This window comes from Granulicoccus phenolivorans DSM 17626 = NBRC 107789 = JCM 15570 (genome assembly GCF_000423085.1).
In the GTDB taxonomy this organism is placed as follows: Bacteria; Actinomycetota; Actinomycetes; order Propionibacteriales; family Propionibacteriaceae; genus Granulicoccus; species Granulicoccus phenolivorans.
On sequence record NZ_AUHH01000002.1, the window covers coordinates 209,456 to 233,625 of the forward strand.

At 68.4% G+C, this 24,170-nt stretch carries 25 protein-coding genes; 8 read left to right on the plus strand and 17 right to left on the minus strand.

Translation table 11 applies throughout. The features are described 5' to 3' along the window. Positions 1-58: 58 nt before the first annotated feature. The 3 genes from G531_RS26375 to G531_RS0102335 form a co-directional block, all read right to left on the minus strand. Positions 59-526, minus strand: a complete 468-nt coding sequence (locus tag G531_RS26375; protein WP_026926023.1) for a hypothetical protein — start codon at positions 524-526, stop codon at positions 59-61. 23 nt (positions 527-549) lie between these two features. After that, positions 550-990, minus strand: a complete 441-nt coding sequence (locus G531_RS24250) for a hypothetical protein (protein ID WP_051214926.1) — start codon at positions 988-990, stop codon at positions 550-552. A gap of 154 nt (positions 991-1,144) precedes the next feature. Next, positions 1,145-1,489: a hypothetical protein gene (locus G531_RS0102335; protein ID WP_026926024.1), complete on the minus strand. Its 345-nt coding sequence runs from the start codon at positions 1,487-1,489 to the stop codon at positions 1,145-1,147. Between the two features lie 116 nt (positions 1,490-1,605). Between G531_RS0102335 and G531_RS0102340 the strand changes: the two genes are divergently transcribed. Together G531_RS0102340 and G531_RS0102345 are read left to right on the plus strand one after the other, a co-directional pair. Continuing rightward, the gene (locus tag G531_RS0102340; protein WP_081683747.1) at positions 1,606-2,367 is read left to right on the plus strand and encodes an ABC transporter permease; all 762 of its coding nucleotides are present in this window, start codon (positions 1,606-1,608) and stop codon (positions 2,365-2,367) included. Positions 2,368-2,464: 97 nt separating this feature from the next. Next, the gene (locus tag G531_RS0102345) at positions 2,465-3,445 is read left to right on the plus strand and encodes a DUF4097 family beta strand repeat-containing protein (RefSeq protein ID WP_026926026.1); all 981 of its coding nucleotides are present in this window, start codon (positions 2,465-2,467) and stop codon (positions 3,443-3,445) included. Between the two features lie 9 nt (positions 3,446-3,454). Here the strand turns inward: G531_RS0102345 and G531_RS0102350 are convergent, their stop codons facing one another. Further along, positions 3,455-4,576: an HD domain-containing protein gene (locus G531_RS0102350; RefSeq protein WP_026926027.1), complete on the minus strand. Its 1,122-nt coding sequence runs from the start codon at positions 4,574-4,576 to the stop codon at positions 3,455-3,457. A 211-nt stretch (positions 4,577-4,787) separates the two neighbouring features. On the opposite strand from G531_RS0102350, the gene G531_RS0102355 reads away from it, so the two are divergent. Both G531_RS0102355 and G531_RS0102360 read left to right on the plus strand, forming a co-directional pair. Beyond that, a complete protein-coding gene (locus G531_RS0102355; protein WP_026926028.1) occupies positions 4,788-5,402 on the plus strand; it encodes a hypothetical protein in 615 nt (204 codons plus the stop codon). Between the two features lie 46 nt (positions 5,403-5,448). Further along, the gene (locus G531_RS0102360; protein WP_145978553.1) at positions 5,449-6,843 is read left to right on the plus strand and encodes a CapA family protein; all 1,395 of its coding nucleotides are present in this window, start codon (positions 5,449-5,451) and stop codon (positions 6,841-6,843) included. Here the strand turns inward: G531_RS0102360 and G531_RS26870 are convergent. Beyond that, a complete protein-coding gene (locus G531_RS26870; protein ID WP_051214927.1) occupies positions 6,831-7,805 on the minus strand; it encodes a M28 family metallopeptidase in 975 nt (324 codons plus the stop codon). The genes G531_RS0102360 and G531_RS26870 overlap by 13 nt on opposite strands. Before the next feature lie 34 nt (positions 7,806-7,839). Then, positions 7,840-8,994 carry a tRNA dihydrouridine synthase DusB gene (gene dusB / locus G531_RS0102370; RefSeq protein ID WP_026926031.1) on the minus strand — a complete coding sequence of 385 codons (1,155 nt, stop codon included), beginning with the start codon at positions 8,992-8,994 and terminating at the stop codon, positions 7,840-7,842. A gap of 314 nt (positions 8,995-9,308) precedes the next feature. On the opposite strand from dusB, the gene G531_RS0102375 reads away from it, so the two are divergent. Continuing rightward, positions 9,309-10,121, plus strand: coding sequence for a transglutaminase-like domain-containing protein (locus tag G531_RS0102375; protein WP_026926032.1), 813 nt, complete (start codon positions 9,309-9,311; stop codon positions 10,119-10,121). A gap of 82 nt (positions 10,122-10,203) precedes the next feature. Here G531_RS0102375 and G531_RS0102380 read toward each other — a convergent pair whose 3' ends face one another. Together G531_RS0102380 and G531_RS0102385 are read right to left on the minus strand one after the other, a co-directional pair. Next, a complete protein-coding gene (locus G531_RS0102380) occupies positions 10,204-11,580 on the minus strand; it encodes an MFS transporter (RefSeq protein WP_026926033.1) in 1,377 nt (458 codons plus the stop codon). A 361-nt stretch (positions 11,581-11,941) separates the two neighbouring features. Further along, positions 11,942-13,345 (minus strand): MFS transporter, encoded by a 1,404-nt coding sequence (locus G531_RS0102385; RefSeq protein ID WP_026926034.1) that lies wholly within the window; start codon positions 13,343-13,345, stop codon positions 11,942-11,944. A gap of 326 nt (positions 13,346-13,671) precedes the next feature. Here G531_RS0102385 and G531_RS0102390 point away from each other — a divergent pair, with 326 nt between their 5' ends. After that, positions 13,672-14,238: a DnaJ family domain-containing protein gene (locus G531_RS0102390; protein WP_211221747.1), complete on the plus strand. Its 567-nt coding sequence runs from the start codon at positions 13,672-13,674 to the stop codon at positions 14,236-14,238. A gap of 66 nt (positions 14,239-14,304) precedes the next feature. On the opposite strand, the gene G531_RS0102395 is transcribed toward G531_RS0102390, so the two are convergent. From G531_RS0102395 to G531_RS0102430, 8 genes are all read right to left on the minus strand, one after another. Then, positions 14,305-15,774 (minus strand): 2-hydroxymuconic semialdehyde dehydrogenase, encoded by a 1,470-nt coding sequence (locus G531_RS0102395; RefSeq protein WP_026926036.1) that lies wholly within the window; start codon positions 15,772-15,774, stop codon positions 14,305-14,307. A 20-nt stretch (positions 15,775-15,794) separates the two neighbouring features. Continuing rightward, entirely contained in the window at positions 15,795-16,034 is a 240-nt protein-coding gene (locus G531_RS0102400) for a tautomerase family protein (RefSeq protein ID WP_035756849.1), read from the minus strand. Continuing rightward, positions 16,034-16,819: a 2-keto-4-pentenoate hydratase gene (locus G531_RS0102405; RefSeq protein WP_026926038.1), complete on the minus strand. Its 786-nt coding sequence runs from the start codon at positions 16,817-16,819 to the stop codon at positions 16,034-16,036. Before G531_RS0102405 ends, G531_RS0102400 begins: the two co-directional genes overlap by 1 nt. A gap of 125 nt (positions 16,820-16,944) precedes the next feature. After that, positions 16,945-17,760: an IclR family transcriptional regulator gene (locus tag G531_RS19855; protein ID WP_051214928.1), complete on the minus strand. Its 816-nt coding sequence runs from the start codon at positions 17,758-17,760 to the stop codon at positions 16,945-16,947. A 1-nt stretch (position 17,761) separates the two neighbouring features. Then, complete coding sequence (locus G531_RS0102415; RefSeq protein ID WP_211221748.1) at positions 17,762-18,187, minus strand: GlcG/HbpS family heme-binding protein; 426 nt, start codon at positions 18,185-18,187, stop codon at positions 17,762-17,764. 164 nt (positions 18,188-18,351) lie between these two features. Beyond that, on the minus strand, positions 18,352-19,272 hold the full coding sequence (locus tag G531_RS0102420; protein WP_026926040.1) for a catechol 2,3-dioxygenase: 921 nt from the start codon (positions 19,270-19,272) through the stop codon (positions 18,352-18,354). 73 nt (positions 19,273-19,345) lie between these two features. Further along, entirely contained in the window at positions 19,346-19,705 is a 360-nt protein-coding gene (locus tag G531_RS19860; protein ID WP_051214930.1) for a 2Fe-2S iron-sulfur cluster-binding protein, read from the minus strand. A 178-nt stretch (positions 19,706-19,883) separates the two neighbouring features. Further along, positions 19,884-21,281: a glycine--tRNA ligase gene (locus G531_RS0102430; RefSeq protein WP_026926041.1), complete on the minus strand. Its 1,398-nt coding sequence runs from the start codon at positions 21,279-21,281 to the stop codon at positions 19,884-19,886. Positions 21,282-21,508: 227 nt separating this feature from the next. Between G531_RS0102430 and G531_RS19865 the strand changes: the two genes are divergently transcribed. Further along, on the plus strand, positions 21,509-22,633 hold the full coding sequence (locus G531_RS19865) for an acyltransferase family protein (RefSeq protein ID WP_051214931.1): 1,125 nt from the start codon (positions 21,509-21,511) through the stop codon (positions 22,631-22,633). On the opposite strand, the gene G531_RS0102440 is transcribed toward G531_RS19865, so the two are convergent. Then, positions 22,630-22,944 carry an antibiotic biosynthesis monooxygenase family protein gene (locus G531_RS0102440; protein WP_026926042.1) on the minus strand — a complete coding sequence of 105 codons (315 nt, stop codon included), beginning with the start codon at positions 22,942-22,944 and terminating at the stop codon, positions 22,630-22,632. The genes G531_RS19865 and G531_RS0102440 overlap by 4 nt on opposite strands. A 47-nt stretch (positions 22,945-22,991) precedes the next feature. On the opposite strand from G531_RS0102440, the gene G531_RS0102445 reads away from it, so the two are divergent. After that, positions 22,992-23,396: a Fur family transcriptional regulator gene (locus tag G531_RS0102445; protein ID WP_035756853.1), complete on the plus strand. Its 405-nt coding sequence runs from the start codon at positions 22,992-22,994 to the stop codon at positions 23,394-23,396. Positions 23,397-24,170: the final 774 nt, after the last annotated feature.

A 24,170-nucleotide genomic window follows, 5' to 3' on the forward strand; every position in this document is an offset into this window, starting at 1 on the left:
ACAAAAAATGGCCCCACCCATACGGGTGGGGCCACCGGACGGCGGGGGTCAGTGCGCGTCAGTACCGAGAACTAGCGCCGATGACCGCGGCGATAAAGATGAAATACACGACGAAAAACACCACATACAGCGCGATGAACACGATGTAGATAATGCTGAAGATCTTGCCCAACATGTAGCCGGTCTTCAGATTGCCGTCGAAGGCGTAGGGGGCGCCGGCCTCGATCTCCTTCTTGGCCTGACCGCCCATGTACCACGCGATGAACGAGCAGACGCCGGTGAAGATGCCCACGATGCCGAGGATGAAAACCATCTGGGACTGCGGGTGCTCCTGGGTCGCGGTGGCCCCGTACGCCTGGTAGGGCTGCTGCTGGTAGGGCTGCTGCGGGTAGCCCTGCTGACCATAGCCCTGCTGGCCGTAACCCTGCTGGCCGTAACCCTGCTGGCCGTACTGGTCCGGCGCCGAGCCGTAGGACTGACCGCCCTGGTAGCCCTGCGGGTCATTCGGATTCTGCTGGTACGACATGTCGTCTCCTGCCGAAGGTAGTTTCAGGAAGCCAGAATGGCCGCAAAGATGATGGCGTAGATCAGCACGTACAGCACCACCACAACGATGGTGATGATGCTGAAGACCTTGCCCAACAGATAGCCGGTCTTGAGGTTGCCACCCCACTGATAGGGAGCGCCGGCCTCGATCTCCTTCTTGGCCTGACCGCCCATGTACCACGCGACGAAGGCGCAGACGCCGGTGAAGATACCCACGATCCCGAGGATGAGAACCGTCTGGGACTGCGGGTGTTCCGGCTGCTGCCCGTAGGCGCCGGCCACATAGGGAGTGACCTGCTGAGCGTACGGATCCTGCGCCTGGTAGGGCTGCGCGTACGGATCCTGCGTCGGGTAGGGCTGCGCGTACGGATCCTGGGGGGCGTACGGGTCGCCCTGCCCATAGCCGCCGGGCTCGGCGGGGTTGTACGGCTGCTGGTAGGACATGTTGCTCCTGGAATCGGCGACGCTTGTCGGTGGTCTGACGCACGTCAGAGTTGTGGGGTTCCCACGACCGGTGCGTCGGGGCACAATTGTGATTTTGCCACTGAGGGCCGCCGGTGAACAACCGGCGGCCCTCAGTTCGCGCGTGGGCGAGTGATCACATGCTGCCGGAGGAGGCGGCGAGGATCACGGTGGCGATCATCGCGATGATGTAGATGACCAGGAAGACGATGTAGATGATGCTGAAGACCTTGCCCAACAGGTACCCGGTCTTGAGGTTGCCACCCCACTGGTAGGGCGCGCCGGCCGCGATCTCCTTCTTGGCCTTGCCGCCCATGTACCACGCGATGAACGCGCAGATACCGACGAAAATGCCGACGATTCCCAGAATGAAAGTGGTCTGCGCCTGGGGGTGTTCCTGCGTCTGAACGCCGCCGTAGGCCTGACCGGCGTAGGGCTGCTGGCCGTAGCCGCCGGGCTCAGTCGGCTGGTAGTTCGACATGTGATTCTCCTTGGTGAGGCCTTGCTGAACCCGACCAGCGTTGCACACCGGCGGGGCATTCACCGGCCCCGGATCCAGAAATTCCGGTTACGTTTCGGGCACCGTAAGGTGACGGCGTGAGCGTCGAACCTTCGTGGCAATTGGCGGTTGCCCTGGTCCTGCTGACCCTGGTCGCCACCGCCGCCTCGGTGATTGCCAAACTCCATCTGACCAAGGCCATCTGGATCGCGGTGATTCGCGCCGCGCTCCAGTTGGCGGTGGTGTCGCTGATCATCACCGCCGCGGTCCAGGTGCTGTGGGGATCGGCGCTGTTCGTGGCGCTGATGTTCGTCGTGGCGACCTGGACCACCGCCAAACGGTGTGAGATCCCGATTCGGAAGCGCGGCTGGGTGGCACTGGCCATGGCCTGCGGCATCACGCCGGTGCTGCTGATCATCTTCGGCTCCGGCACGATGCCGCTGAACGGCATTTCGCTGCTGCCCACCGCGGGCATCATCATCGGCAACACGATGAGCGGGCACACCCTGATGGCCCGCCGCGCGTTCGCCGAACTCCGCGCGAACATCGGCACCTACGAGGCCGGACTGGCGATCGGGCTGCAGCGCCACGAGGTGATCCCGGAGATCATCGGCCGGGTGCGCGCCGATGCGATCGTCCCGCAACTCGACTCGACCCGGACCGTCGGCCTGGTCACCCTGCCCGGCGCGTTCATCGGCGTACTCCTGGGTGGCGGGAGTCCGCTGCAGGCCGGCGCGGCCCAGTTGCTGGTGCTGGTCGGGATCCTGGCCGCGAACTTCGTCACGGTCTCGGTGACCGCGGCGCTGATCGGTCGGGCCAAGGAACTGCCCACGGATCTGGCCGAGCGGCTGCGCCCCTGACTCCGGGTTTACCCGGTCCCGGCCCCGGAATCGATCCCGCTGCCGGGTGGTTGGCGGGCATCCCGCCGTACCCTTGAGGGGAAGGAGTGATCGACTCATGGATCAGCCCAGCCCCACTGACCGGCCGCAGCCCACCGATCAGTCGCAGCCCACCGATCAGCCGCAGCCCACCGATCAGCCGCGCCCGACCCAGGCGTTCCCGCAGTACAACCCCCGGGCCACCTACGGCAATGCCGCCGACGACGGCTACGGTGACCGGGTTCGTCGGCCCGCGGCGATGGCGCCGGCCGCGATGTACCCGCCCGCCGCGCCGCCGCGCGGATTCCGTCGTCGCCGCCGCGCCGCCCCCGTGGCGCTGATCGTCGGTGGCGTCGTGGTCGGCTCCATGCTCTTCGGCGGAAACCAGGGGGCCACCACCCGGATCGACGGCGCGTTCACCGGACTGACCGTCACCGGGTCCACCGCCAGCGTCGACGTCGAGTACGCCAATGTCAGCCAGGCCCAGATCAAGTCGCGCCGGGGGGACGTGGCGTACAAGATCACCGACGGCAACCTGGAGATCACCCCGGGCAGCCGATCGGTCACCATCCAGTTGCCGCGCAGCATGGCCGGCACCACTCCGGACATCAAGGTCGTCTCGCAGACCGGTTCGATCGACCTGCGGGGTGACTACGGCAAGGTCGATCTGGAGGCCAACACCGGCTCGATCGATGCTCGGGGCTCGGCCGAGTCGGTCACCGTACGCAATGGCACCGGCTCGATCGACCTGCGCGGCCGCTACGGGAACGTGGACGCCCGAGGCGAACTCGGTTCGCTCGACATCAACACCACCGACGCCAAGACGATCACGGTGACCTCCGGGACCGGATCCGTCGACGTCAATGCCGAGGGCGGTCAACCGGAATCGGTGACGGTGAATGCGAACACCGGCAGCACCGACATCCGAGTGCCGCGCGGGGACTATCAGGTGCAGACCCAGGGCGGTCGCGTGGACAACCGGGTGACCACCGTGCCCCAGTCCCCGAACAAGATCACCACCACCACCGGGACCGGCAGCGTAGAAATCTCCTACAGCTGAGCGGCCGGCTCAGTCCTCGTCGATCGCCCGGGGCAGATCGCGGATGTCCCAGTCGAGCAGGCGTACCGCGGTGTCGAAGGCGTACCGATCGGTCATCCCACCGATCCAGGTGACGGCGTTCAGGGTCACCTCCGGCGATCCCTTGGCTGCCCGGTAGGCCTCCGGCATCACGTCCGGGTGGCCCACGCAGTGATCCACCAGGGCGCGCAGCACCCGGACCACCGCCTCGGCCTGGGCCAGTGAGTCCGGCCGGGTGTAGATGTGTTCGTAGTTGAACCGGCGCATCGCGGTGAGCGCGGCGGCCTCCCGCGGCGCCATGCAGACCTCGCCGTAGGCTGCGACCCCGGCGATCACCGCATGGACGAAGGTCCGCAACTGGTCCCGGCGGGTCCGGCCGGCGACCGACACGATCTCGGCCGGCAGTTCCTCGGGGTCGACGACCCCGGCGTGAATGGCGTCCTCCAGGTCGTGGGCGCAGTAGGCGATCCGGTCGGCCCAGGACACGATCTCCCCCTCCACGGTGGCCGGCGCCGGCCGGGACCAGGAGTGGTTCCGGATTCCGTCGAGGGTTTCCGCGCACAGATTCAGCGACCGGAGGGTCACGTCGGCCCCCCACGGACCGTGATCGAAACCCTCGGGCAGAAACAGGTCGAAGGCGTCCTCGGAGGCGTGCCCGCCCGGCCCGTGGCCGCAGTCGTGCCCCAGCGCGATGGCATCGGTCAGCGCGACATTGGCACCGACCCCACGGGCGATCGAGGTGGCCACCTGGGCAACTTCGAGGGCGTGGGTCAGCCGGGTGCGTTCGTGATCCTTGGGATGCACGACCACCTGCGTCTTCCCGGCCAGGCGGCGGAAGGCGGTCGAGTGCACGATCCGGTCGCGATCCCGTTCGAAACAGGTGCGCTCGGTATCGGGTTCCTCCTCGATCGCCCGGTTCCCGGCGCCGTGGGCCAGGGTCGCGCCGGGACGCAGCAGCCGGGCCTCCAACTCCTCCCGCGCCTCCCGGGTGTGCGCCGGGCGGGCCGCCAGGGCGGCGGCGGAGTCGCGGTGGGCCCGAACGACCTCGCCGTCGTGGCGATGCCCGCCCATCGTGTCGGCCCACTTGACCGTCCGCGGCAACAATTCAGCCATCCGAACTCCTCCCGTCGCCGGGCCCAGTGTTCCACGGCGTGGCGCCGGCAGGTGCCTCGTCGCGGGTCGGTTCGCTGATCTGTGCGGATCCTGCGTGTCGATGCCCTCAATCGACCCATAACGACCGAATACCACAAAGTAACAACACGATCCGCACAGCCGCAGCTGCTCAGGATCCGGTCGTCCCGGCCGCGCGACCTACACTGACCGCATGAGCTATGGCACCACCCCGCCGCCGGCCGACCCCTGGAGCGGCCCGCCCGGACAGGATCCGTGGTCCGCCGGGAGCGGATCCAGCAACACCGATCCGTGGGGACGCCAGCCCGATCAGTCGCAGCCGACCCCGGCAGCCGCACCGACCCCGGCGGCCGCACCGACCCCGCCGCCGGCGTACCCGGCCCAGCCGGCCTACCCCGCCACGCCGATGTACCAGACTCCGCCGATGTACCGGGCCCCGCTGCCGCACCAAGGGGCGCCGGTCCCGAGCCCGCGCGAACCGAAGCCCGGCACGCTCGGGATCGTCGCGCTGATCCTGTCCCTGCTGGTGACCGCCGGCGGGATCTGGTTGGGCTACTGGGGCGCCACCCTGGTGCTCGCCTACGACGTGCCCAATACCCGGCCGATCGCCGAGGCCGGGGCTGGTTCGGCCTGGACCGGTCTGGGGGTGTTGTCCGCGGTCGGGATCGCGGCCTTCGTGATGGGGATCATGGCGACCGCGACCGGTCGCGGCCGCGGAGCCGGTGTCGGCGCCATCGTGATGTCGGTGCTGGCCCCGGTGATCGGCCTGGTCGTGTTGGTGGCGGTGGCGGTCATCAGCAGCCAGTGAGCCGCCCGTCCCGGCCGGGCGTACCGGTGGCGCGTAACGTTGGTGCATGAGACTGCGTGCGCCGGGGCTCGCGCTGCTGGTGCTCTGCGCCGGTTGCGCGCCCCATCCCGGTCCGCCGACGGCGCCGGAGCCGCTCGGCAGCACGAGCCCTTCGGCCGTCGCAACGTCGACGCCCGGCCCGACTGCTCCGCTGGTGCTGGCGGTCCATCACTCCCGACCGGCCGGCAGCGTCCCGCTGGCGACGGCCCGGGCCCTGGTCGAACGACGCACCGGTAGTTGGGCGGAGTTGGGCCAGCCGGGCGCCGAGATCCGGGTGATCCCGGACACCACTTCCCCCGCCGCGGCGGTCGCCGAGGTGACCGGCGATCCCGCGGCCCTTGCCCTGGTGCCGGCCGAGGCGGTCGACGAACGGGTCCGGGTGCTGGCCGTCGACGGGGTCGACCCGCTGCGCGAACCGCACGAGTACGCCCTGCGCACACCGGCGCCCGCCGCGGCGACGCCCCGAGTGACCACGATCACCGTGGTCGGCGACATCATGCTCGGACGCCGGGTCGGTCGCGGGATCACCGCTGACCCGGCCGCCCCGTTCCGGCCGTTCGCGGCGCGACTGTCCGCCGCCGATGTCACGGTCGGCAACTTCGAATCGACCCTGTCCCGCAACGGCTCCCCCACCCAGGGCGGCGACTCCTTCGCCGCCGATCCGGCCGTGTTGGCCGGGTTGCAGCTGGCGGGTATCGACGGGGTCAGCCTGGCCAACAATCACCTCGGCGACTACGGCATTACCGCGATGCGGGAGACGTTCACCCGCTTCGACGCCGCCGGCATCGCCTACTTCGGTGCCGGAGTCGACCTCTCTCGCGCCCGGGCCCCCTGGATCGTGGAGGCGGGTGGCGTCCGGATCGGGTTTCTCGGCACCGAGTCGATCGGCGAAACCCCCGCCGCCGGTGCGGACCGACCCGGCACCAACCGACTGAACATGCCGCCGCGGACCGGACCGCTGGATACCGCCGCGCTGGACCGGATCGCCGCCGACATCAGCGCCCTGCGCAGCCGGGTCGATACGGTCATCGTGCTGCCGCACTGGGGCACGCAGTACACCCATCTGCCCGAACCGGTGCAGCACGAGGTGGCCGCCCGATTCGCCGCGGCCGGGGCCGATCTGGTCGTCGGCGGGCACCCGCACTGGGTGCAGGGCTGGGAGGTGAGCGGCGACACCACGGTGGTGCACTCGCTGGGAAACTTCATCTTCGACATGGAGTTCAGCCGGGAGGTGCAGGAGGGGATCTTCGTGGAGATCGTGCTGTGGGACGGCGCGGTCAAGGCCGTCGAGCCGGTGCCGTACGTGATCGAAGGTCACATCCCGCGGCCGGCCGATGCCGACCGATCGGCGAAGATCCTGGCCGATGTCCGCCGGACGAGCACCGGGCCCTATGCCGGCTGAGCGCGGAGCCAGTTCCAGGTGATCGCCCCGGCCGCCGCGAGTTGGGCGCCGTCCACGACCGACGGGACGTCGCCGGCGGAGTGGTAGCCGGCGTATGGGATGCTGCCGAGCCGGGCGGCCGGAATCCCGGCCTTCTCGAACGACCAGTGATCACTGGTCCGGTTGGATTCCCTGACGGTCACCGGGATAGTGCCGGCGGCAGCGACCAACTGGTCCCGGACGGCGCCGGTACCCTTTCCGCCGAAGGAGATCGGCACCGCGGGGCCGGGCGCGCCGACCCGATCCAGGGCGACCATTGCTTTCACCGAGCGGGCGGTGTCCCCGAGCTGGGCGACGTAGTACTGCGAGCCGAAGTGGTGCAGCCGGTCGCCCGACCCGCGTGGTTCCTCCGCCCCGAAGGCGATGAAGCGGACCGGAAGGCCGGCCGGTTGCTCGGCGAGCATCCGGGCGAGTTCCAGCATCACCGCGACTCCGGAAGCATTGTCCTCCGCCCCCGGCGACTGGGGCACGGTGTCCAAGTGGGCGCCGATCACCAGGTGGGGTGCGGCCGGGTCGAAGCCGGGCGGGTCCGCGATCACGTTGTGGGAGTAGCCGGCATGGACCGAGATCCCCCAGGATTTGCCGGCCGGGATCGGGAACTCCTGGGAGCTGACGGTGTATCCGTAGGACTCGAACCGGGTCCGCACCCACTCCGCCGCCTTCCGGTACGCCGCGCTGCGGGCTTCGCGCGGGCCGTAATCGGCCAGGTGCGCGACGGTGGCCAGGGCGGCCGCGCGATCGAACGGACGCGCGGTCGGGGACGGGCCGGGCGTCGGGGTCACCGGACTCGCGCCGCCGGTAGTCGTCGCAGTGATGGTGGCCGGTGGTGCGGGCGAGGCGGGGTTCGGGGTGGCGGGCGTACACCCGGCCAGCACCAGCAGGGCGCCGCACATCGCAACGCGGTAACGCTCACCGGCACCCATGGCTCAACGGTAGCCCCCATGCCAAGTCGGCGGGTCAGCCGCCGGAGACGTTGTCCTCGGCCAGCGCCAGATCCAGCCCGCAGGTGTCGTCGAGCCAGCCCTCGGGCATGGCGACCTTGTCGCGCGGGGAGCCCTGCCGGCCGCGCGGATTCCCGAGGGTTTCGGTCGGGAACGGGGCGTCGTGGTCGAGTTGGGCCAGCAGCGCATCCAGTTCGGTGAAGGTGGAGACCAGGCCGAGTCCGCGCCGGATGTCGCCGCCGACCGGGAAGCCCTTGAAGTACCAGGCAATGTGCTTGCGCAGATCGGTGAGGCCGCGGGTCTCCCCCATCAGTTCGGCGAGCAGTTCGCCGTGCCGGCGTACGGTCGCCGCGACCTCGCCGAGGGTGGGCAGGGCGCGGGCCGGGGCCCCGGCGAAGGTGGTGGCCAGGTCGCGGAACAGCCAGGGGCGGCCGAGGCAGCCACGGCCGATCACCACCCCGTCCACGCCGGTCCGGGCGACCATTTCGAGGGCGTCGGAGGCTTCCCAGATGTCTCCGTTGCCGAGGACCGGGATGCCGGTGCTCGCCTTGAGTTCGGCGATGGCGTCCCAGTCGGCGGTGCCGGAGTAGGCGTCGGCGACGGTTCGCCCGTGCAGCGCAATCGCGGCGATCCCGGAATCCGCCGCGATCCGGCCGGCGTCCAGGTAGGTCAGATGGTCGGCGTCGATCCCCTTGCGGGTCTTCATCGTGACCGGAACCCCGTACGGCGCCGCGGCCGACACCGTGGCGCTGAGGATCGCTCGCAGCCGGTCCCGCTTCCACGGCAGCACCCCGCCCCCGCCCTTGCGCGTCACCTTCGGGACCGGGCAGCCGAAGTTGAGGTCGACATGCTGCACCCCGAACTCGTTGCACAAAATCTCGGTGGCATGCGCCATCGTGGCCGGGTCGACCCCGTACAACTGGACGGAGTTGATCGTCTCGCCTGGGTCGAAGGCCAGCATCGCCAGGGATTTGCGGTCGCGCTCGACCAGCCCGCGGCTGGTGATCATCTCGCAGACGAACAGCCCGGCCGGAGCGGCGACGCCGGAGGATTCGGCCTGCTCGCGGCACAGCTGTCGGTACGCGGCATTGGTGACCCCGGCCATCGGGGCCAGCACGACGGGGGTATTCGTCTGTACGGCCGCGGGTCGGTCGGGGGCATCGAGGGTCACACGCACCGCGTAAGTCTAGATCACAGACCCACGATCCCCGATGCCGAAGGGGGACGAGGTGCGTCGGAGCAACGCTACGAAAGCTGCTGGGGCTATTGCCGCAGCAGTAGCCCGGAACAGGTTTCGTAGCCATGGCCGGGCCAGGGCGCCGCAGGCGGAAAGGGTCCGGGGCGCCGCAGGCGGGTAGGGGCCGGGGCGCCGCAGGCGGGTAGGGTCCGGGGCGCCGCAGGCGGGTAGGGTCCGGGGCGCCGCAGGCGGGTAGGGTAACTCGGCCGAAATACCCTACCGTGCCCGGGCGTGACATAGTGACCGCCATGCGCTGCACGGTGACCTCTCGACTGGACTGCACGATCGTGGAACCCACCGACCTGGCCGTGCTGTCGGTCGCCGTCGCACCCTCGACCGGTCGGATCGAGGAACAGCTCAGCGTCACCCTCGACGGGCGCCCGATTGAGGCCCAGGAATTGCTGCACCACAACACCCGACTGCATCGGCTGGCCGACCTGCCGAAGGGCCAGCTGATCGTGGAGTACGCCGCGGTCACCGACACCGGGACCGGGACCCCGAACACCCTGCCGGCCGATGACGACGCCGTCCAGGACCTCATCTATCTGCGCCCCTCCCGGTACGCCGACTCCGACTCGCTGGGCCCGGTGGCGTACTCGCTGTTCCAGGGTCTGCACGGCAAGGAGTTGCTGGACGCGGTCACCACCTGGACCCGACGCAACCTGGCGTACGTGTCCGGGTCGAGCCGACCCACCGACGGGGCGGTCCAGACCTTCCTCCTGCGGCAGGGGGTGTGCCGCGACTTCGCCCATGTCGTGGTCACCCTGCTGCGAGCCCGCGATGTGCCGGCCCGACTGGTCTCGGTGTACGCCCCGGGGCTGTATCCGATGGACTTCCATGCCGTCGCGGAGGCGAAGATCGACGGGGAGTGGGTCGTGGTCGATGCGACCGGATTGGCTCCCCGGCAGTCCCTGGTACGCATCGCGACCGGCCGGGATGCCTCCGACACCTCGTTCCTGAGCACCCATCGCGGGATCATCCAGCTCGATCGGATGGCGGTCACCGCGGTCGCGGACTCCCTGCCGGTCGACGATCTCTCCCGGCTGGTCACCCTGGCCTGAGCCGGGCACGACAGCGGGCGCCGGCACTGCCGGCGCCCGCTGGTTGAGCCGAAACCCCGGATCCGGGCCGGCTCATGGGGGGTCAGTACTTGGTCTCCGTGCCGGCCGGCGGAGTGTGCGTCTTCACGATCAGCATCGCCACAAAACACGCAACCGCCGCCAGGGCGATCACCAGGAAGAACGTGCCGCCGCTGGTGACCAGCGCCAGCCCGACGACCGAGGCCACGATCGCACCGATCCGGCCGACGCTTCCGGCCATCCCGACCCCGATGCCCTTGATACTCACCGGATACAGCTGGGCGCACAGCGAATACAGCACGGCCTGGAGGCCACCGAAAAAGGCCCCGTGAATGACGAACTGGGCCACGAACGTACCGGTCGCCCCGCCCCCGACCACCGGCGGCATCAGCCACAGCCACGCCGCACTGACCGCCGAACCGGCGGCCAGGATCATCAGCACCGGCTTCGATCCCCACTTTCCCATCGCCCACGACCCGATCAGGGTGAGCGCGATCGCGCCGATGTTGTACCAAGTGATCGACAAGCTGGCGTCGGCGCTGGTGAACCTGAAACCCTGCCGCAGCAGCGTCGGCGCCGCCCCGAAGATCATGTAGACCCCCAGCAGGCTGCCGAAGAACGCGATCCAGATGCCGACCGTGTCGCGGCGATGCTCCGGCTTCAGCAGAGCCCCGACCGAGGCGCGCTTCTTCTCATGGTCGTGATGGTTGAGGAACTGGGCATCGGCCGGAATGTTGTGCCCCATCCGCCTCAGCGTGGCAATCACCCGCTCCCGGTCCCCCGGCGCGTTGCGGGCCGACAGGAACTGGGGCGATTCCGGAATGACGAAATGGATCAGGACGGTGATCAGGATCGCCAGTCCCCCGCCGAGCAGCCACATGCCGCGCCAGCCGATCGCATCCAGCAGGCCGGCAGCCACGATCCCGCCGACCAGGCCGCCCAACGGGACGCACACGACACTCAGTGCGACGGTGAAACTGCGCCGGCGGCTCGGGGTGTACTCGGCCACCAGCGAGGCCACGACCGGCAGGACCATGCCGATCCCGAAGCCGGTCAGCACCCGCATCACGCCGAGCAGCGGGATGGTGGGCATCAGCGCCGCGGCCACGGTCGTGACCCCGATCACCAGCAAGGAAATGTTCAGGGCCAGCTTGCGCCCCAGTTTGTCGGCGACGAAGCCGCCGCTGACCGCGCCGATGCCGGTGCCGACGAAGGTGAGCGAGAGCACCCACCCCAGTTGCGCAGCCAGGGCTGCCGGTTGTACGCCGAACTCCGCCGCGATCGCCGGGATCGACAGGCCGAACAATTGACTGTCGAACCCATCGAAGACGACGGCCAGGGAGGCGATGATGATCACCGCGATCTGCAGGCCGGAAATCGGCGCCCGGTCGATCTCGTCGGCGATATCAATCGCTGTGCTCGGGTTTGGTCCCCCGGGCATGCCGGAATGGTCAGTTGGTGTTGTACGCATGGTGTCGCTCCTCGGCCGGGGCGACTGCCCCGGCACTGCGTGAAATCCGGATCGGGCGTCTTTGCCGATCTGGTGCGGTCAAAGAATGTGGCAAGGGGCAGCCGATCGGACCCTGCTCCATTGCGATTCAAGGTCGGCTGCTCTGCCCGCGCGACAATTCCGGGCCTCTGCGACCCCGATGACTCTCACAGCGTGATCAGCAATGTACGCCAGCGCCGGGGCCCCCTGTCAAATGGGAATGGCGAATCCCGGACGCGACAACGGGCGCCGGCACACTGCCGACGCCCGCTGCCCCAACCCGGGATCGCAATCCCCGGAACGGCTCACCAGGTCAATACTTCGTCTCCCGACCGGCCGGCGGGGTGTGGTTCTTCACGATCAGCATCGCCACAAAGCACGCGACCGCGGCCAGGGCGATCACCAGGAAGAACGTGCCGCCGCTGGTGACCAGCGCCAGCCCGAGCACCGAGGCCACGATCGCGCCGATCCGGCCGACGGTTCCGGCCATGCCGACGCCGATGCCCTTGATACTCACCGGATACAACTGGGCACACAGCGAGTACAGCACCGATTGCAGCCCGGCGAAGAAGCCCCCGTGAATGACGAACTGGGCCACGAACGTACCGGTCGCCCCGGCACCGACCACCGGCGGCATCAGCCACAGCCACGCCGCACTGACCGCGGCGCCGACCGCCAGGGTCATCAGCACCGGCTTCGATCCCCACTTGCCCATCGCCCAGGACCCGATGATGGTGAGCGCGATCGCGCCGATGTTGTACCAGGTGATCGACAGGCTGGCGTCGGCGCTGGTGAACTTGAAGCCCTGGCGCAGCAGCGTCGGGGCCGCGCCGAAGATCATGTAGACCCCCAGCAGGCTGCCGAAGAAGGCAAGCCAGATTCCGAGGGTGTCGCGGCGATGCTCCGGCTTGAGCAGGGCCCCGACCGAGGCGCGCTGCTTCTCGTGGTCGTGGTGGTTGAGGAACTGGGCATCGTCCGGAATGTTGTGCCCCATCCGCCTCAGCGTCGCAATCACCCGCTCCCGGTCCCCAGGCGCGTGCCGGGCCGCCAGGAACTGGGGCGACTCCGGCACGACGAAATGGATCAGCACGGTGATCAGGATCGCCAGGCCGCCACCCAGCAGCCACATCCCGCGCCAGCCGATCGCATCCAGCAGACCGGCAGCCACGATCCCGCCGAGCAATCCGCCCAACGGCACGCACACAATGCTCAGCGCCACGGTGAAGCTGCGCCGACGGCCCGGGGTGTATTCGGCCACCAAGGAGGCCACCACCGGGAGAACCATGCCAATCCCCAGGCCGGTCAACACCCGCATCACGCCGAGCAACGGAATGTTGGGCATCAATGCCGCGGCCACCGTCGTGACCCCGATCACCAGCAACGAAATGTTCAGGGCCAGCTTGCGACCCAGCTTGTCGGCGACATACCCGCCGCTGACCGCGCCGATGCCCATCCCGACGAAGGTGAGCGAGAGCACCCACCCCAGCTGGGCAGACAGCGCTGCCGGCTGGATCCCGTATTCGGCCGCGATCGCCGGGATCGACAGGCCGAACAGCTGACTGTCGAACCCATCGAAGACCACCGCCAGTGATGCGACGATGATCACCCCGATCTGCAGTCCGGAAATCGGCGCCTTGTCGATCTCGTCGGCGATATCAATCACTGTGCCGGTGGCGGTTCCCCCGGCCTCGCCGGAAGGATGTGTCGGTGTGCTCATCGTGTCGCTCCTCGACCCGGGCGACGGCCCGGTGCTACCTAGAATCCGGGTCGGGCGGCGTTGCCCGGCCGGGTTTTCGATGAAACTGTGGTCCGCCGCTGGCACCCTGCCCCGTTGCGATTCGCGCCGACGGCCTACCGCCGGGCGATCCCCAGGCTCGGGCCAAAAGATTTCCCGGCGTACCGAGAAATCTGCCAGCGCCCGGAATCGGCTGTCAATAGGCGCACCGACGCCGATGGCGGGCTGAAACCATTCGGTTAGCCTTGCCCCATGCGCACCACTGTCACCGGCCGCGTCGGCTAGCCGTACGCCCGACCCCGCTCATCGTGCCCGACGAGAACGAGTCACCCGAGAACCCCGGATCCGGCGCCGCGGACCAGCCGCCGCCGGACCCACCGCGTACGCTCCGGCGCCGGTACCAGCCGGTGGTGTACGAGTCGTGGATCGACCGCCAGATCCGGGAGGCGACCGAGCGGGGCGAGTTCGACAACCTGCCCGGCGCCGGCCAGCCGCTGACCAACCTGGATGATGACTCCCCGGACTGGTGGATCAAGGGCAAGCTGAAACACGAGGGCCTGGAGATGCCCCTGCCGGCCGGATTGGCGCTGCGCAAGGAGGCCCAGGAGGCGTTCGCCAAGATCGCGGACGTGACCTACGAGGCCGACGCCCGGGAGATCCTCGAGGATCTGAACGATCGGATCCGGGAATCGTACTTCCAGCCCCTGCCCGATCAGGGCCGGCTGTTCGTCATTCCGCTGGTCAACGTGGACCCGCTGCTGGAGCGGTGGCGGGCGTACCGGGCCGAGCTCGCCGAGGCCGAGCGGCGGCGTACCCCCGCTCCCCCGGCGGCAGCCCCACGGCGGCGCTGGTGGCAGCGCTGGTTCCGCCGCTGACCCACCCCACAACGAACGACGGCCCCGGACCACAGGGTCCGGGGCCGTCGCATCAGTGCTGGGAGATCACATCTTGACGCAGACGTTGCTGATCTCGGTGTAGAACTCCAGACCGTGCACGCCACCCTCGCGGCCGATGCCGGAGTGCTTCATGCCACCGAAGGCGGTGCGCAGGTCACGCAGGAACCAGCAGTTGACCCAGATGATGCCGGCCTCCAGCTGCGGCGCCACCCGGTGCACCCGGGAAACGTCCTGGGTGAAGAAGGTCGCGGCCAGACCGTACTTGGTGTCGTTGGCGAGCTTGATCACCTCGTCCTCATCGGAGAACGGGATCAGGGCCACGGCCGGGCCGAAGATCTCCTCGGTCGCGGTGCGGGAGTCCTGGGCCAGGCCGGTCCAGATGGTGGGCTCGACCCAGGAGCCGCCGTCGCGCTCGTCGCCGAACTTCGGGGCGCCGCCACCGGTGACGACGGTCGCGCCCTCCTCCTCGGCGAGCTTGTAGTAGGACAGGACCTTGTCGCGGTGCTCATCGGAGACGACCGGGCCGAAGTTGACGCCCTCATCGTCGGGGAAGCCGTACTTCAGCTCGTTCTCGGCGTAGTCCTTCAGCCGGTCGCGGACCTCGTCGAAGATCGACTCGTGCACGTAGACGCGCTCGGTGCCCAGGCAGACCTGACCGGTGTTCAGGAAGCAGGAGCGGCCGAGTTCCTTGATGGCCAGGTCCAGGTCGGCGTCCTCGAACACGATGCCCGGGTTCTTGCCGCCCATCTCCATCGAGGAGGCCTTCAGGGTCGGGGCGACCGCCTTGAGGATGATCGAGCCGGTCACGGTCTCACCGGTGAAGGTGATGCCGTCGACGTCGGGGTGGGAGGTGATCATCGCGCCGGTGTCCCCGAAGCCGTTGACCACGTTGTAGACGCCCTCGGGGACGCCGACCTCGTTCATGACCTCACCCAGCAGGGCGGCCGAGGACGGGGTGACCTCCGACGGCTTGACCACCACGGTGTTGCCACAGGCGAGGGCGGGGCCGACCTTCCAGGTCATCAGCAGCAGCGGCAGGTTCCACGGGGAGATGACGCCGATGACGCCACGCGGGCGGCGCACCCCGTAGTTCAGGGCCCCCAGGCCGTCGGGGGTGTCCATGCTGAACGCCTCGGTGGCGTGTTCCTTGAGGATGTCGGCGAAGGCGGCGAAGTTCGAGCCACCGCGGGGGATGTCGACGTGGCTGGCGACCGAGTACGGCTTGCCGGTGTCGAGCACCTCGACCTCGAGGAAGTCGTCGAAGCGCTTCATCACGCCGTCGGCGATGGCCTTGACCATCTTCGAGCGCTCGGCCAGCGGCATCGTGCCCCACGGGCCCTTCAGCGCGGCGCGGGCAGCGGCGACGGCGGCATCGACCTCGGCCTGGCCGGCCTTGTGCACCTTGGCGGTGACCTCACCGGTGATCGGGTAGAGCACGTCGAAGGTCTCGGCGGTGCTCACGTACTTCCCGTTGATGAAGTTCTGAACGTCGCGGGCCTGGATTTCCTTGCGCATGTCGGTTCCTTTCGTACTGCTCAAGAGGGCTGGTTGGTGGCCGACTGCTCGGCCTGGGCGGACTGCTTCTCGGCGCGCTCGGCGAGGGTTTCGTCACCGGCGGCAAAGTGGGCCTTCGGCACCTCGCGCACAATCACGCGGATGGCCGGCTTCTTGGCGACCTCGGTCTCCACGACCGCGTTGGTCAGCGCCGAGATCATGGCGCGAATCTTTTCGGGGCTCCGGCCCTCGGTCAGGGTGACCTCGATCAGCGGTGCCATCACTCGCCGCCATCGATGCTCAGCGAGCCGAGGGTGCTGAACTTGACCTCGGTCTTGGAGCCGCGGGGAGCGAAGACGGCGTCGGTGGTGCCGCCGGTGAGCACGATCCAGCCGGCCTCGATCGCCAGGCCGCGGCGGGCCAGGTCGTTCGCGGCCAGGGCCAGTGCCTCGCCCGGGTGCCCCTGGACGTCGGTGCCCACACCGGTGTGCTGCAGTTCGCCGTCGCTGTAGACCTCGACCTTCTCGGCGGCCACGTCGACGTCGGCGATGTCCTTCCACTCCGAGCCGTTCACCCAGGCGCCGGAGGACGCGTTGTCGGCGACGACATCACCGGCGCGGAAGCGGAAGTTCTTGTACCGGGAGTCGATGATCTCGAAGCCGCCGGAGACCTTGTCGACCGCGGCCATCGCGGACTCCCGGGTGACTCCGGGGCCCTCCAGCCGGTCCTTCATGATGAAGATGATCTCGGGCTCGATGCGCGGGTGGATGAGCTTGTCCTGGGGCACCGGCTTGCCGGCCTCGAGCAGCATGGCGTCGGTCAACCACGCCACGAACGGGGCGTACACACCCATCCGCTTCTGCTTGGCCTCACTGGTCAGGCCCAGCTTCACGCCGACCAGCTTCTCACCGCGGGCCAGGCGAACCTGCAGGTTCGCGTCCTGGATGCGGTAGCCGGTGTCGACGTCCAGCTCGGGCCACTCGTCGGTGAAGGGTTCGCGGTCGCGACGCTCGGCCTCGCACGCCAGCAGCTCGGCAGCAACACTCTTCTCGTCCCACTGGGCCATGGATCCTCCTTGATAACGGCTTCGTTGAAAGAGAGCCTAATCGGCTCGTCGGTGGTTTGGGGAGGGTGTTCCCACCCCAGGAACGTCCTCCACAGTCAGCCCACGAATGGGCGCTGTTGAAGAGGTCAGGAACTGAGGTCCCGGCGCAACCGGGCCACGTCGTGCTGGATTCGACCGGCGGCCCGCTGGAGGTATTGCACCAGCAGCGGATAGCGCGATTCGACATCGTGCGTACCACCGAAGAAGGACAGCGCCGCCTGGGCGGTCTGCCGGGTGAACATGATCGGGACGGCAACGGTGGTGATGCCGTCGAAGGATTCGTCTCGCGACATTGCGAAACCGCGCTGGCGGACGTCGCGCAGCGCATGCTCCCATTCGGCCGGCGTCCGAATGGTCTGGCGAGCCCGCGGCGGGAAGCCCGCGTCGATGCGGGCCTGGGCGAACTCGGGCAGGAATGCCGCCACGGCCTTGCCGGCCGAGGAGACGTGGGCCGGGAGCCGGCGTCCGGACTGGCTGAGCGTACGCCCGTGCGCGGAGGTCTCGGTGCGTTCGATGAACACAATGTCCGCACCGTCGGGGACCGAGACGTTCACCGTCAGGCCGGTCCGCCGGACCAGATCCAGGGTGACCGGCAGGGCCACCTGGCGCAGCGGATTACGGACCTGCGCCAGGTGGCCGAGCTCGAGCAGGTGCAGGCCCAGGCGATAGCGGCCGTTCTCGGGATTCTGCTCGATGAATCCTCGGGAGCGCAGCGTGGTCAGCAGCCGATGCGTGGTGCTCTTGGCGAGCCCCATCCGGCGGGCCACGTCGGAGACCCCGAGTTCCCGGTCGGTCGCGAAGCACTCCAGCACGTCCAGGGCCGCCGAGACCGAGCGCAGACCTTCGCCCTCATTCGGCTTCTTCGGCGTACTGGTGTGCCAGTAGTCCTCCACATTGGTCATCTCAGGCGACCGCATTCGCTCCCGCGGTGGCAACCTCGGCGTCCTCTTCGGCCGAACCGCCGGAGACCCCGATCGCGCCGACGAGCTCACCCTCGAGCAGCACCGGTACGCCGCCACCGAAGACGACCAGGTTCGGCCGGTGCGGGAACCCCAGCTTCAGCGCGGGATCGCCCTCGAGCTCGTTGAGCCAACCGGAGGTGGGCAGGCCGTTGCCCGCGATCACCGACCAGGCCTTGTCCTGGGAAATGGTCTGCGAAATCAGCTGGGCCCCGTCCATCCGCTCGTAGGCCATCAGGTGGCCCGCGTTGTCGACGATGGCGATGTGGAACTTCTTGCCCAGCTTCTCGCCGTGCGCCAGCGCGGCGTCCATGGCGGTGCGGGCGCCTGCTCGGGTGAGGGTCTTCACGGTGCGCAGGTTCTCGGACACGATTCTCCTTCAGTCAGGTGATGGGGTGACGCTACTACGAGCGCAGCGGCGCTGACCATGATCCTGGTTTGCGGGGCGGGGATGCTCCGGCACCGGCGCCGATGCGCGGACACCCCCGCACGACAGGGTCGTACGGGGGCGTCCGGCGGAGTCGGGCTCGCGGCTTAGGTGAGCACGTTGGTGAAGCGCTCGTTCAGTTCGCGGGCGTGGTAGAAGATGGCCTTGCCGAGCTGATCGGCGGTCCACTTGATCATCGGGCGGTCCGGGTAGGACTTGTAGCCACCGGCGAAGACCTCGTTGCGGTTGCCCGAGGGATCGAAGAAGTAGACGGTCTGGCCGCGGGTGATGCCGTGGCGGGTCGGGCCGATGTCGATCGAGACGTCGTCCATCGAGAACAGGTCGGCGGCGTGACCCACGTCGTTCCAGTTGTCGAGCTGGAAGGCGAAGTGGTGCAGCTTGCCGGCCGGGCCACCCAGCACCGCGAGCTGGTGGATCGAGTTGCTCGGGTTCGGGCTCATCCACACCGCCATGGTGTCGGCATCGTCGGTCAGGTCGGTGACGACCTTTTCGGTGGTGTAGAAGTCGAGGACCTCGCGGAGCATGTCCTCCATCAGCTTCGGATTCGGAGCGGTGATCAGCGCGTGGTCCAGGCCGGGGACACCGACACCGACCAGATGGCGCGGGAAGGCCTCCGGGTTGTGGGTGCCGACCTCGGTGCTGACCGGAGTCATCTGGTGGTAGATCTCGAAGACGTGCTCCGACGGGGTGAAGATCCGCAGACCGTCGCCGACCTCGGCATTCTCACCGGCGGAGAACCGCTCGGTCTTGACGCCGAACGTGGCCGCCTTGTTCTCGATGTCGGCGATGTCGTCCTCGTACTGGACCTTGAAGCCGAACTTGACCAGGCCGACGCCGCCCTCTTCGAGGACGACCGAGTGGTGATCCCACTCGTCCCAGCCCTTGTACCAGACCTTGTTCCCTTCGGCCTTCATCTCGTAGAGACCGAGGGTGTTGGCGTAGTGATGCTTGGCCTCGGCAAGGTCAGTGACTCTTACGTGGCTGTAACCCAGTCGCAAGATGCCCATGTGGCTACTCCTTCGTAGTTCTAGTGCGATTTTCAGCGGTCATTGTGGTTCCCCGGCACCGCCGGGTGATGGTTCAGGCGACCTTCGCCTGGGATGACTTCTTGGTCTTCTTGGGCAAATTCTGGGGGTGCAGCAGCGGGCTGGTCACCCGGATGGAGGATTCGGTCAGGCGTGCCACGATGTCGGTCTTCGGAACCGCCCGACAGCCCAGGCAAATGCCCCGCTCCCGCTCCTCGGTGCTCAGTGCCGTCTCGGCAACGGGCCGATTGTGCTCGATCTCGCCTTCGACGATCTCGATCTTGCAGATCCCGCAGCCCCCTCGCTTGCAGCCGAACAAGTACGTGTACCCGCTCTTGTTCAGCGCAGCCATGATGGTGTCGTCTTCTGCCGCCGGCACCTCAATGCCAGTCGGTTCAACTGTCAGCTTCGGCATCCCGATCCTTCGAACTTCCTTGTCCTGTCCCAAGTGTGGCACAACCCCCGTGGCCGTGCCGCCGATCCCTCGGTGAAGCAATGGTTTCCCGAAATCGGAACAAACCTCCATAAGTGTTCCGGTCCGAGGAACGCCCGCTGCCAAATGCTGAGCGAAGGATCGGGACTGCCGACGCCGCTCAGCAGCCGATCAGACGCTGCGCGAGATAGCCCTCCACCTGGTCCAGCGCCACGCGCTCCTGCGCCATCGTGTCGCGGTCGCGGACGGTGACCGCCTGGTCCTCCAGGGTGTCGAAATCGACGGTGATGCAGTACGGCGTACCGATCTCGTCCTGCCGGCGGTAGCGCCGCCCGATGGCCTGGGCGTCGTCGAAGTCGACGTTCCAGTGCCCGCGCAGGGTCGCCGCGAGTTCCTTCGCCTTCGGCGAGAGGTCCTCGTTGCGCGACAGCGGCAGCACGGCGGCCTTCACCGGCGCGATGCGCTTGTCGAGCTTGAGGACCGTACGCGAGTCGGTGCCGCCCTTGGCGTTGGGCACCTCCTCGACGTCGTACGCCTCGACCATGAACGCCATCAGCGAGCGGGTCAGCCCGGCGGCCGGTTCGATCACGTACGGCGTCCAGCGCTCATTGGCCTGCTGGTCGTAGTACTGCAGCTGTTTCTCCTTGCCGGAGTGCTTGCCGTGGGTGGTCAGATCGAAATCGGTCCGGTTGGCGATCCCCTCGAGCTCGCCCCATTCCGAGCCCTGGAACCCGAAGCGGTACTCGATGTCGACGGTGCGCTTGGAGTAGTGCGACAGCTTCTCCTGCGGGTGCTCGAACAGGCGCAGGTTGTCCGGGGAGATCCCGAGGTCGGTGTACCAGGCCATCCGGGTGTCGATCCAGTACTGGTGCCATTCCTCATCGGTGCCGGGCTTGACGAAGAACTCCATCTCCATCTGCTCGAACTCCCGGGTCCGGAAGATGAAGTTGCCCGGGGTGATCTCGTTGCGGAAGGACTTGCCGGTCTGGGCGATCCCGAACGGCGGCTTCTTGCGGGCCGACTGCATCACGTTGGCGAAGTTCACGAAGATGCCCTGGGCGGTCTCCGGACGCAGGTAGTGCAGGCCGGACTCGTCCTCCACCGGCCCCAGGAAGGTCTTCAGCAACCCGTTGAACTGTCGCGGCTCGGACCACTGGCCCTTGGCCCCACAGTTCGGGCAGGCCACCAGATCCATCGAGACGTCGTCGGGGTTGGCGATGCCATGGGTCTCGGCGTACGCCTCCTGCAGGTGATCCTCTCGGAACCGCTTGTGGCAGGACTTGCACTCCACCAGCGGATCGACGAAGGCCTTGATGTGGCCGGAAGCCTCCCAGACCTGCGGGGGCAGGATCACCGAGGAATCCAGACCGACGATGTCGTCGCGGCTGGTCACCATCGAACGCCACCACTGCCGCTTGATGTTCTCCTTCAGCTCCACACCGAAGGGTCCGTAGTCCCAGGCCGAACGGGTGCCTCCGTAGATCTCACCACTGGGGAACACGAAGCCCCGCTCCTTGCACAGGGTGATGACGCTGTCGAGCTTGCTGGTCGCTGCCACTGGAACTCCTCGGTCGGCGCGGATACCCGGCTGGCATCCGCGATCGCTCGCCGTCCTCGGCCCCCACCGGGGGCGGGCGAGCGACGGCGCGGCAAGCCTAGCGAAGAACCGCCGGTGGCGGCCGCTGCGCCGAACCGGGCCCACAGGTCGGACGGCGTGGATTCTGCGGGCATGGATTCTGCGGGCATGGATTGGGTCGGGCGGCGGGACTCGCCTAGGCTCCAGCCGTGAACTTCACTGCCGCGACGCCGCGGTCGCCCCGGCTGCGGTTGGGAACGGCCCTCAACGGCCACGACAATGCACTCAACTTCGTGCGCCTGGTGCTGGCCTCCATTGTGGTGATCTCGCACTCCTTCCCGCTGATCGGGGTGAAGGATCCGACCGGGGGTCGGCTCGTCGGTCTCGGCGGCCTGGCGGTGGACGGGTTCTTCATCCTCAGCGGTTATCTGATCACCGCGTCGCGGCTGCGCCTGGGGGTCGGCGCCTACCTGTGGCGACGCGCGCTGCGGATCCTGCCGGCGTTCTGGCTGATGCTGCTGCTCACCGGCTTCGTGTTCGCCCCGGTGTCCACACTGTTCGACGGCGGCACCTGGTCACCCGGCGCGGGGCTGCGGTTCGTGGTCGCGAACTTCGGGTTGAAGATGAACGAATACGGGGTGGCCGGGACCCTGGCCGCGGTTCCGTACCCCGACGTGTGGAACGGATCGGCGTGGTCGCTGTTCTTCGAGTTCGGGGCGTACCTGCTGCTGGGTGCCCTGTTCCTGGTGCCCGGGGTACGCCGACACGCCCTGCCGGTCTGCGGCGGCCTGCTGGTGCTGGTCGTGATCGTGCAGCCACTGGCCCACGGCCCGCTCGAGGTCACCACCAACATGTATCTGCTGGCGCTGCGGCTGGGGGCCTTCTTCCTCACCGGGACCGTGCTGTATCTGCTGCGCGACCGGATCCCGCTGCATGCCGGGGTGGCCGTGGGGTGTGCGCTCGTTTTCGTGGTGCTGTATCTCACCGCGTTCAGCACCTGGTTCGGGCAGTTGCCGCTGGCGTACGTGCTGCTGTACGCCGGGGCGACCTGGCGGACCCGGATCGGGGCCCGCAACGACCTGTCCTACGGGATCTACATCTACGCCTTCCCGATGCAGCAGTTCGCGTACCTGATGATCGGGACCACCCTGGGGTGGGTCGGGCACACCGTCCTGGCGCTGGTGCTGACCGTCCCCTTCGCCGCCGCGTCCTGGTTCTGGCTGGAGAAGCCGGCGATGCGTCTGAAACGGCTGGTCGGCGCCCGCGTACCGGCGAACCCGGTGGCGCCGGCCGCGCGCCGCCCGGAACCCGAACCCGAACCCGAACAGCTCTAGCCGAACTCGCCCCGCGGCCGGTTCTCCCCCACCGCCTCGGGATCGTCGTACGCCGAGGCCTCGTCGATCGACAAGGACAGCCACGGCACCACGGTCAGCTTCGACTCGTAGCCGCTCAGCGCCCGGCGATAGGAACCGACATTCTCCCAGCGGCTGTACAGGCTCCACAGTTCCGGCTCGTCCAGGTTGCGGCCGAGGGTGAGTTCGACCAGGCCCGGCTTACTGCGCAGCACGGCCAGGGCTGCCTCGGCCCCGGAGCGAAAGGCGGCCTCCTGGGGGTGGGGAACCCGGAAGCGATTCACGACGAACATAAGGCGAACCTATACTTGGCCAACCGGGCATGACGAAGGGATCGGCAATGAGCGAGGGTGCAGTCGCCCCCAGGCGTACCAAGCAACGTGCCGCGATCGGCGCGTTGATGGAGGACCTGGCGGATTTCCGGACCGCGCAGCAGGTGCACGAGGCGCTGCGCGAGGCCGGCGACCGCGTCGGCCTGAGCACGGTCTACCGGACCCTGCAGGCGATGGCCGAGTCCGGCGAGGTCGATGTGATCCGGACCGCCGACGGTGAATCGGCGTACCGCTCCTGCCGCATCCATGGGCATCACCATCACCTGGTCTGCCGCTCCTGCGGCCGGACGGTGGAGATCAGCGGACCCGATGTGGAGGACTGGGCCGCCGAGATCGGCCGGCAGCACGGGTTCCGCGACATCGGGCACGAGTTGGAACTGTTCGGCCTGTGCGCCGACTGCGCGGCGTCCTGAGTGTGGGCGCGTCCTGAGCGAGGGCGCGTCCTGAGTGTGGGCGCGTCCGGAGCGAGGGCGCGTCCGGAGCGAGGCCGGCGTCCTGAGCGGGGGCGCCTCCGGAGCGGGGGCGCGTCCTCAGCGGCGGCGGCGTCCGGAGCGGAGGACGTCGCGTCGGCGCTGCGCGAGGGGGACGCAGCGTCAGTGAAGTGCATCCAGCGTCCCGCCGCCCAGAAGCCGGGTTGCCCCTGGTGACGCTGCCTGACGGCGCGGACGCTGGATCCCGCTGCCCCAGGATGCGAGCGGCGTTTCCGGCGACGGCTCGGGCAATCCGGCGACAGCAAGTGGCGTGCGTGGGCTTCCGGCGACGGCTCGGGCAATCCGGCGACAGCAAGAGGTTCCCGCGAGTGGTGCACCGGGTGCGGGATGATTGTCGACCCGCGGAATGTACGAGCCTGTCGCGAGAACGCCCACTCGGTCCGAACCTGTCGCGGGACGGCCCACCCGCTCCGAACCTGTCGCAGGAACGCCCACCCGCTCCGAACCTGTCGCAGGAACGCCCACCCGCTCCGAACCTGTCGCAGGAACGCCCACCCGCTCCGAACCTGTCGCGGGAACGCTGCTCGTCACTCGTTGGGGCGCAGGATCGCGAACGGATCGGTGACCTCGAGTTCGCGACTGGTGAACCGGAACAGCTTGGCCGGCCGACCGCCCTGCTCGCCGGACGCACTGACGTCCCCGGTCGGCTCAAGCTGACCGCGCCGCAGCAGGATCCGTTGCAGGTTCGTCGAGGAG

What these genes read in the sequence shown, in the direction of transcription:
- G531_RS26375 (WP_026926023.1), bottom strand. Translation starts at nt 526, where the DNA reads ATGTCGTACCAGCAGAATCCGAATGACCCGCAGGGCTACCAGGGCGGT.
- G531_RS24250 (WP_051214926.1), bottom strand. Translation starts at nt 990, where the DNA reads ATGTCCTACCAGCAGCCGTACAACCCCGCCGAGCCCGGCGGCTATGGG.
- G531_RS0102335 (WP_026926024.1), bottom strand. Translation starts at nt 1,489, where the DNA reads ATGTCGAACTACCAGCCGACTGAGCCCGGCGGCTACGGCCAGCAGCCC.
- G531_RS0102345 (WP_026926026.1), top strand. Translation starts at nt 2,465, where the DNA reads ATGGATCAGCCCAGCCCCACTGACCGGCCGCAGCCCACCGATCAGTCG.
- G531_RS0102350 (WP_026926027.1), bottom strand. Translation starts at nt 4,576, where the DNA reads ATGGCTGAATTGTTGCCGCGGACGGTCAAGTGGGCCGACACGATGGGC.
- G531_RS0102355 (WP_026926028.1), top strand. Translation starts at nt 4,788, where the DNA reads ATGAGCTATGGCACCACCCCGCCGCCGGCCGACCCCTGGAGCGGCCCG.
- G531_RS0102360 (WP_145978553.1), top strand. Translation starts at nt 5,449, where the DNA reads ATGAGACTGCGTGCGCCGGGGCTCGCGCTGCTGGTGCTCTGCGCCGGT.
- G531_RS26870 (WP_051214927.1), bottom strand. Translation starts at nt 7,805, where the DNA reads ATGGGTGCCGGTGAGCGTTACCGCGTTGCGATGTGCGGCGCCCTGCTG.
- G531_RS0102375 (WP_026926032.1), top strand. Translation starts at nt 9,309, where the DNA reads ATGCGCTGCACGGTGACCTCTCGACTGGACTGCACGATCGTGGAACCC.
- G531_RS0102380 (WP_026926033.1), bottom strand. Translation starts at nt 11,580, where the DNA reads ATGCCCGGGGGACCAAACCCGAGCACAGCGATTGATATCGCCGACGAG.
- G531_RS0102385 (WP_026926034.1), bottom strand. Translation starts at nt 13,345, where the DNA reads ATGAGCACACCGACACATCCTTCCGGCGAGGCCGGGGGAACCGCCACC.
- G531_RS0102395 (WP_026926036.1), bottom strand. Translation starts at nt 15,774, where the DNA reads ATGCGCAAGGAAATCCAGGCCCGCGACGTTCAGAACTTCATCAACGGG.
- G531_RS0102400 (WP_035756849.1), bottom strand. Translation starts at nt 16,034, where the DNA reads ATGGCACCGCTGATCGAGGTCACCCTGACCGAGGGCCGGAGCCCCGAA.
- G531_RS0102405 (WP_026926038.1), bottom strand. Translation starts at nt 16,819, where the DNA reads ATGGCCCAGTGGGACGAGAAGAGTGTTGCTGCCGAGCTGCTGGCGTGC.
- G531_RS19855 (WP_051214928.1), bottom strand. Translation starts at nt 17,760, where the DNA reads ATGACCAATGTGGAGGACTACTGGCACACCAGTACGCCGAAGAAGCCG.
- G531_RS0102420 (WP_026926040.1), bottom strand. Translation starts at nt 19,272, where the DNA reads ATGGGCATCTTGCGACTGGGTTACAGCCACGTAAGAGTCACTGACCTT.
- G531_RS19860 (WP_051214930.1), bottom strand. Translation starts at nt 19,705, where the DNA reads ATGCCGAAGCTGACAGTTGAACCGACTGGCATTGAGGTGCCGGCGGCA.
- G531_RS0102440 (WP_026926042.1), bottom strand. Translation starts at nt 22,944, where the DNA reads ATGTTCGTCGTGAATCGCTTCCGGGTTCCCCACCCCCAGGAGGCCGCC.
- G531_RS0102445 (WP_035756853.1), top strand. Translation starts at nt 22,992, where the DNA reads ATGAGCGAGGGTGCAGTCGCCCCCAGGCGTACCAAGCAACGTGCCGCG.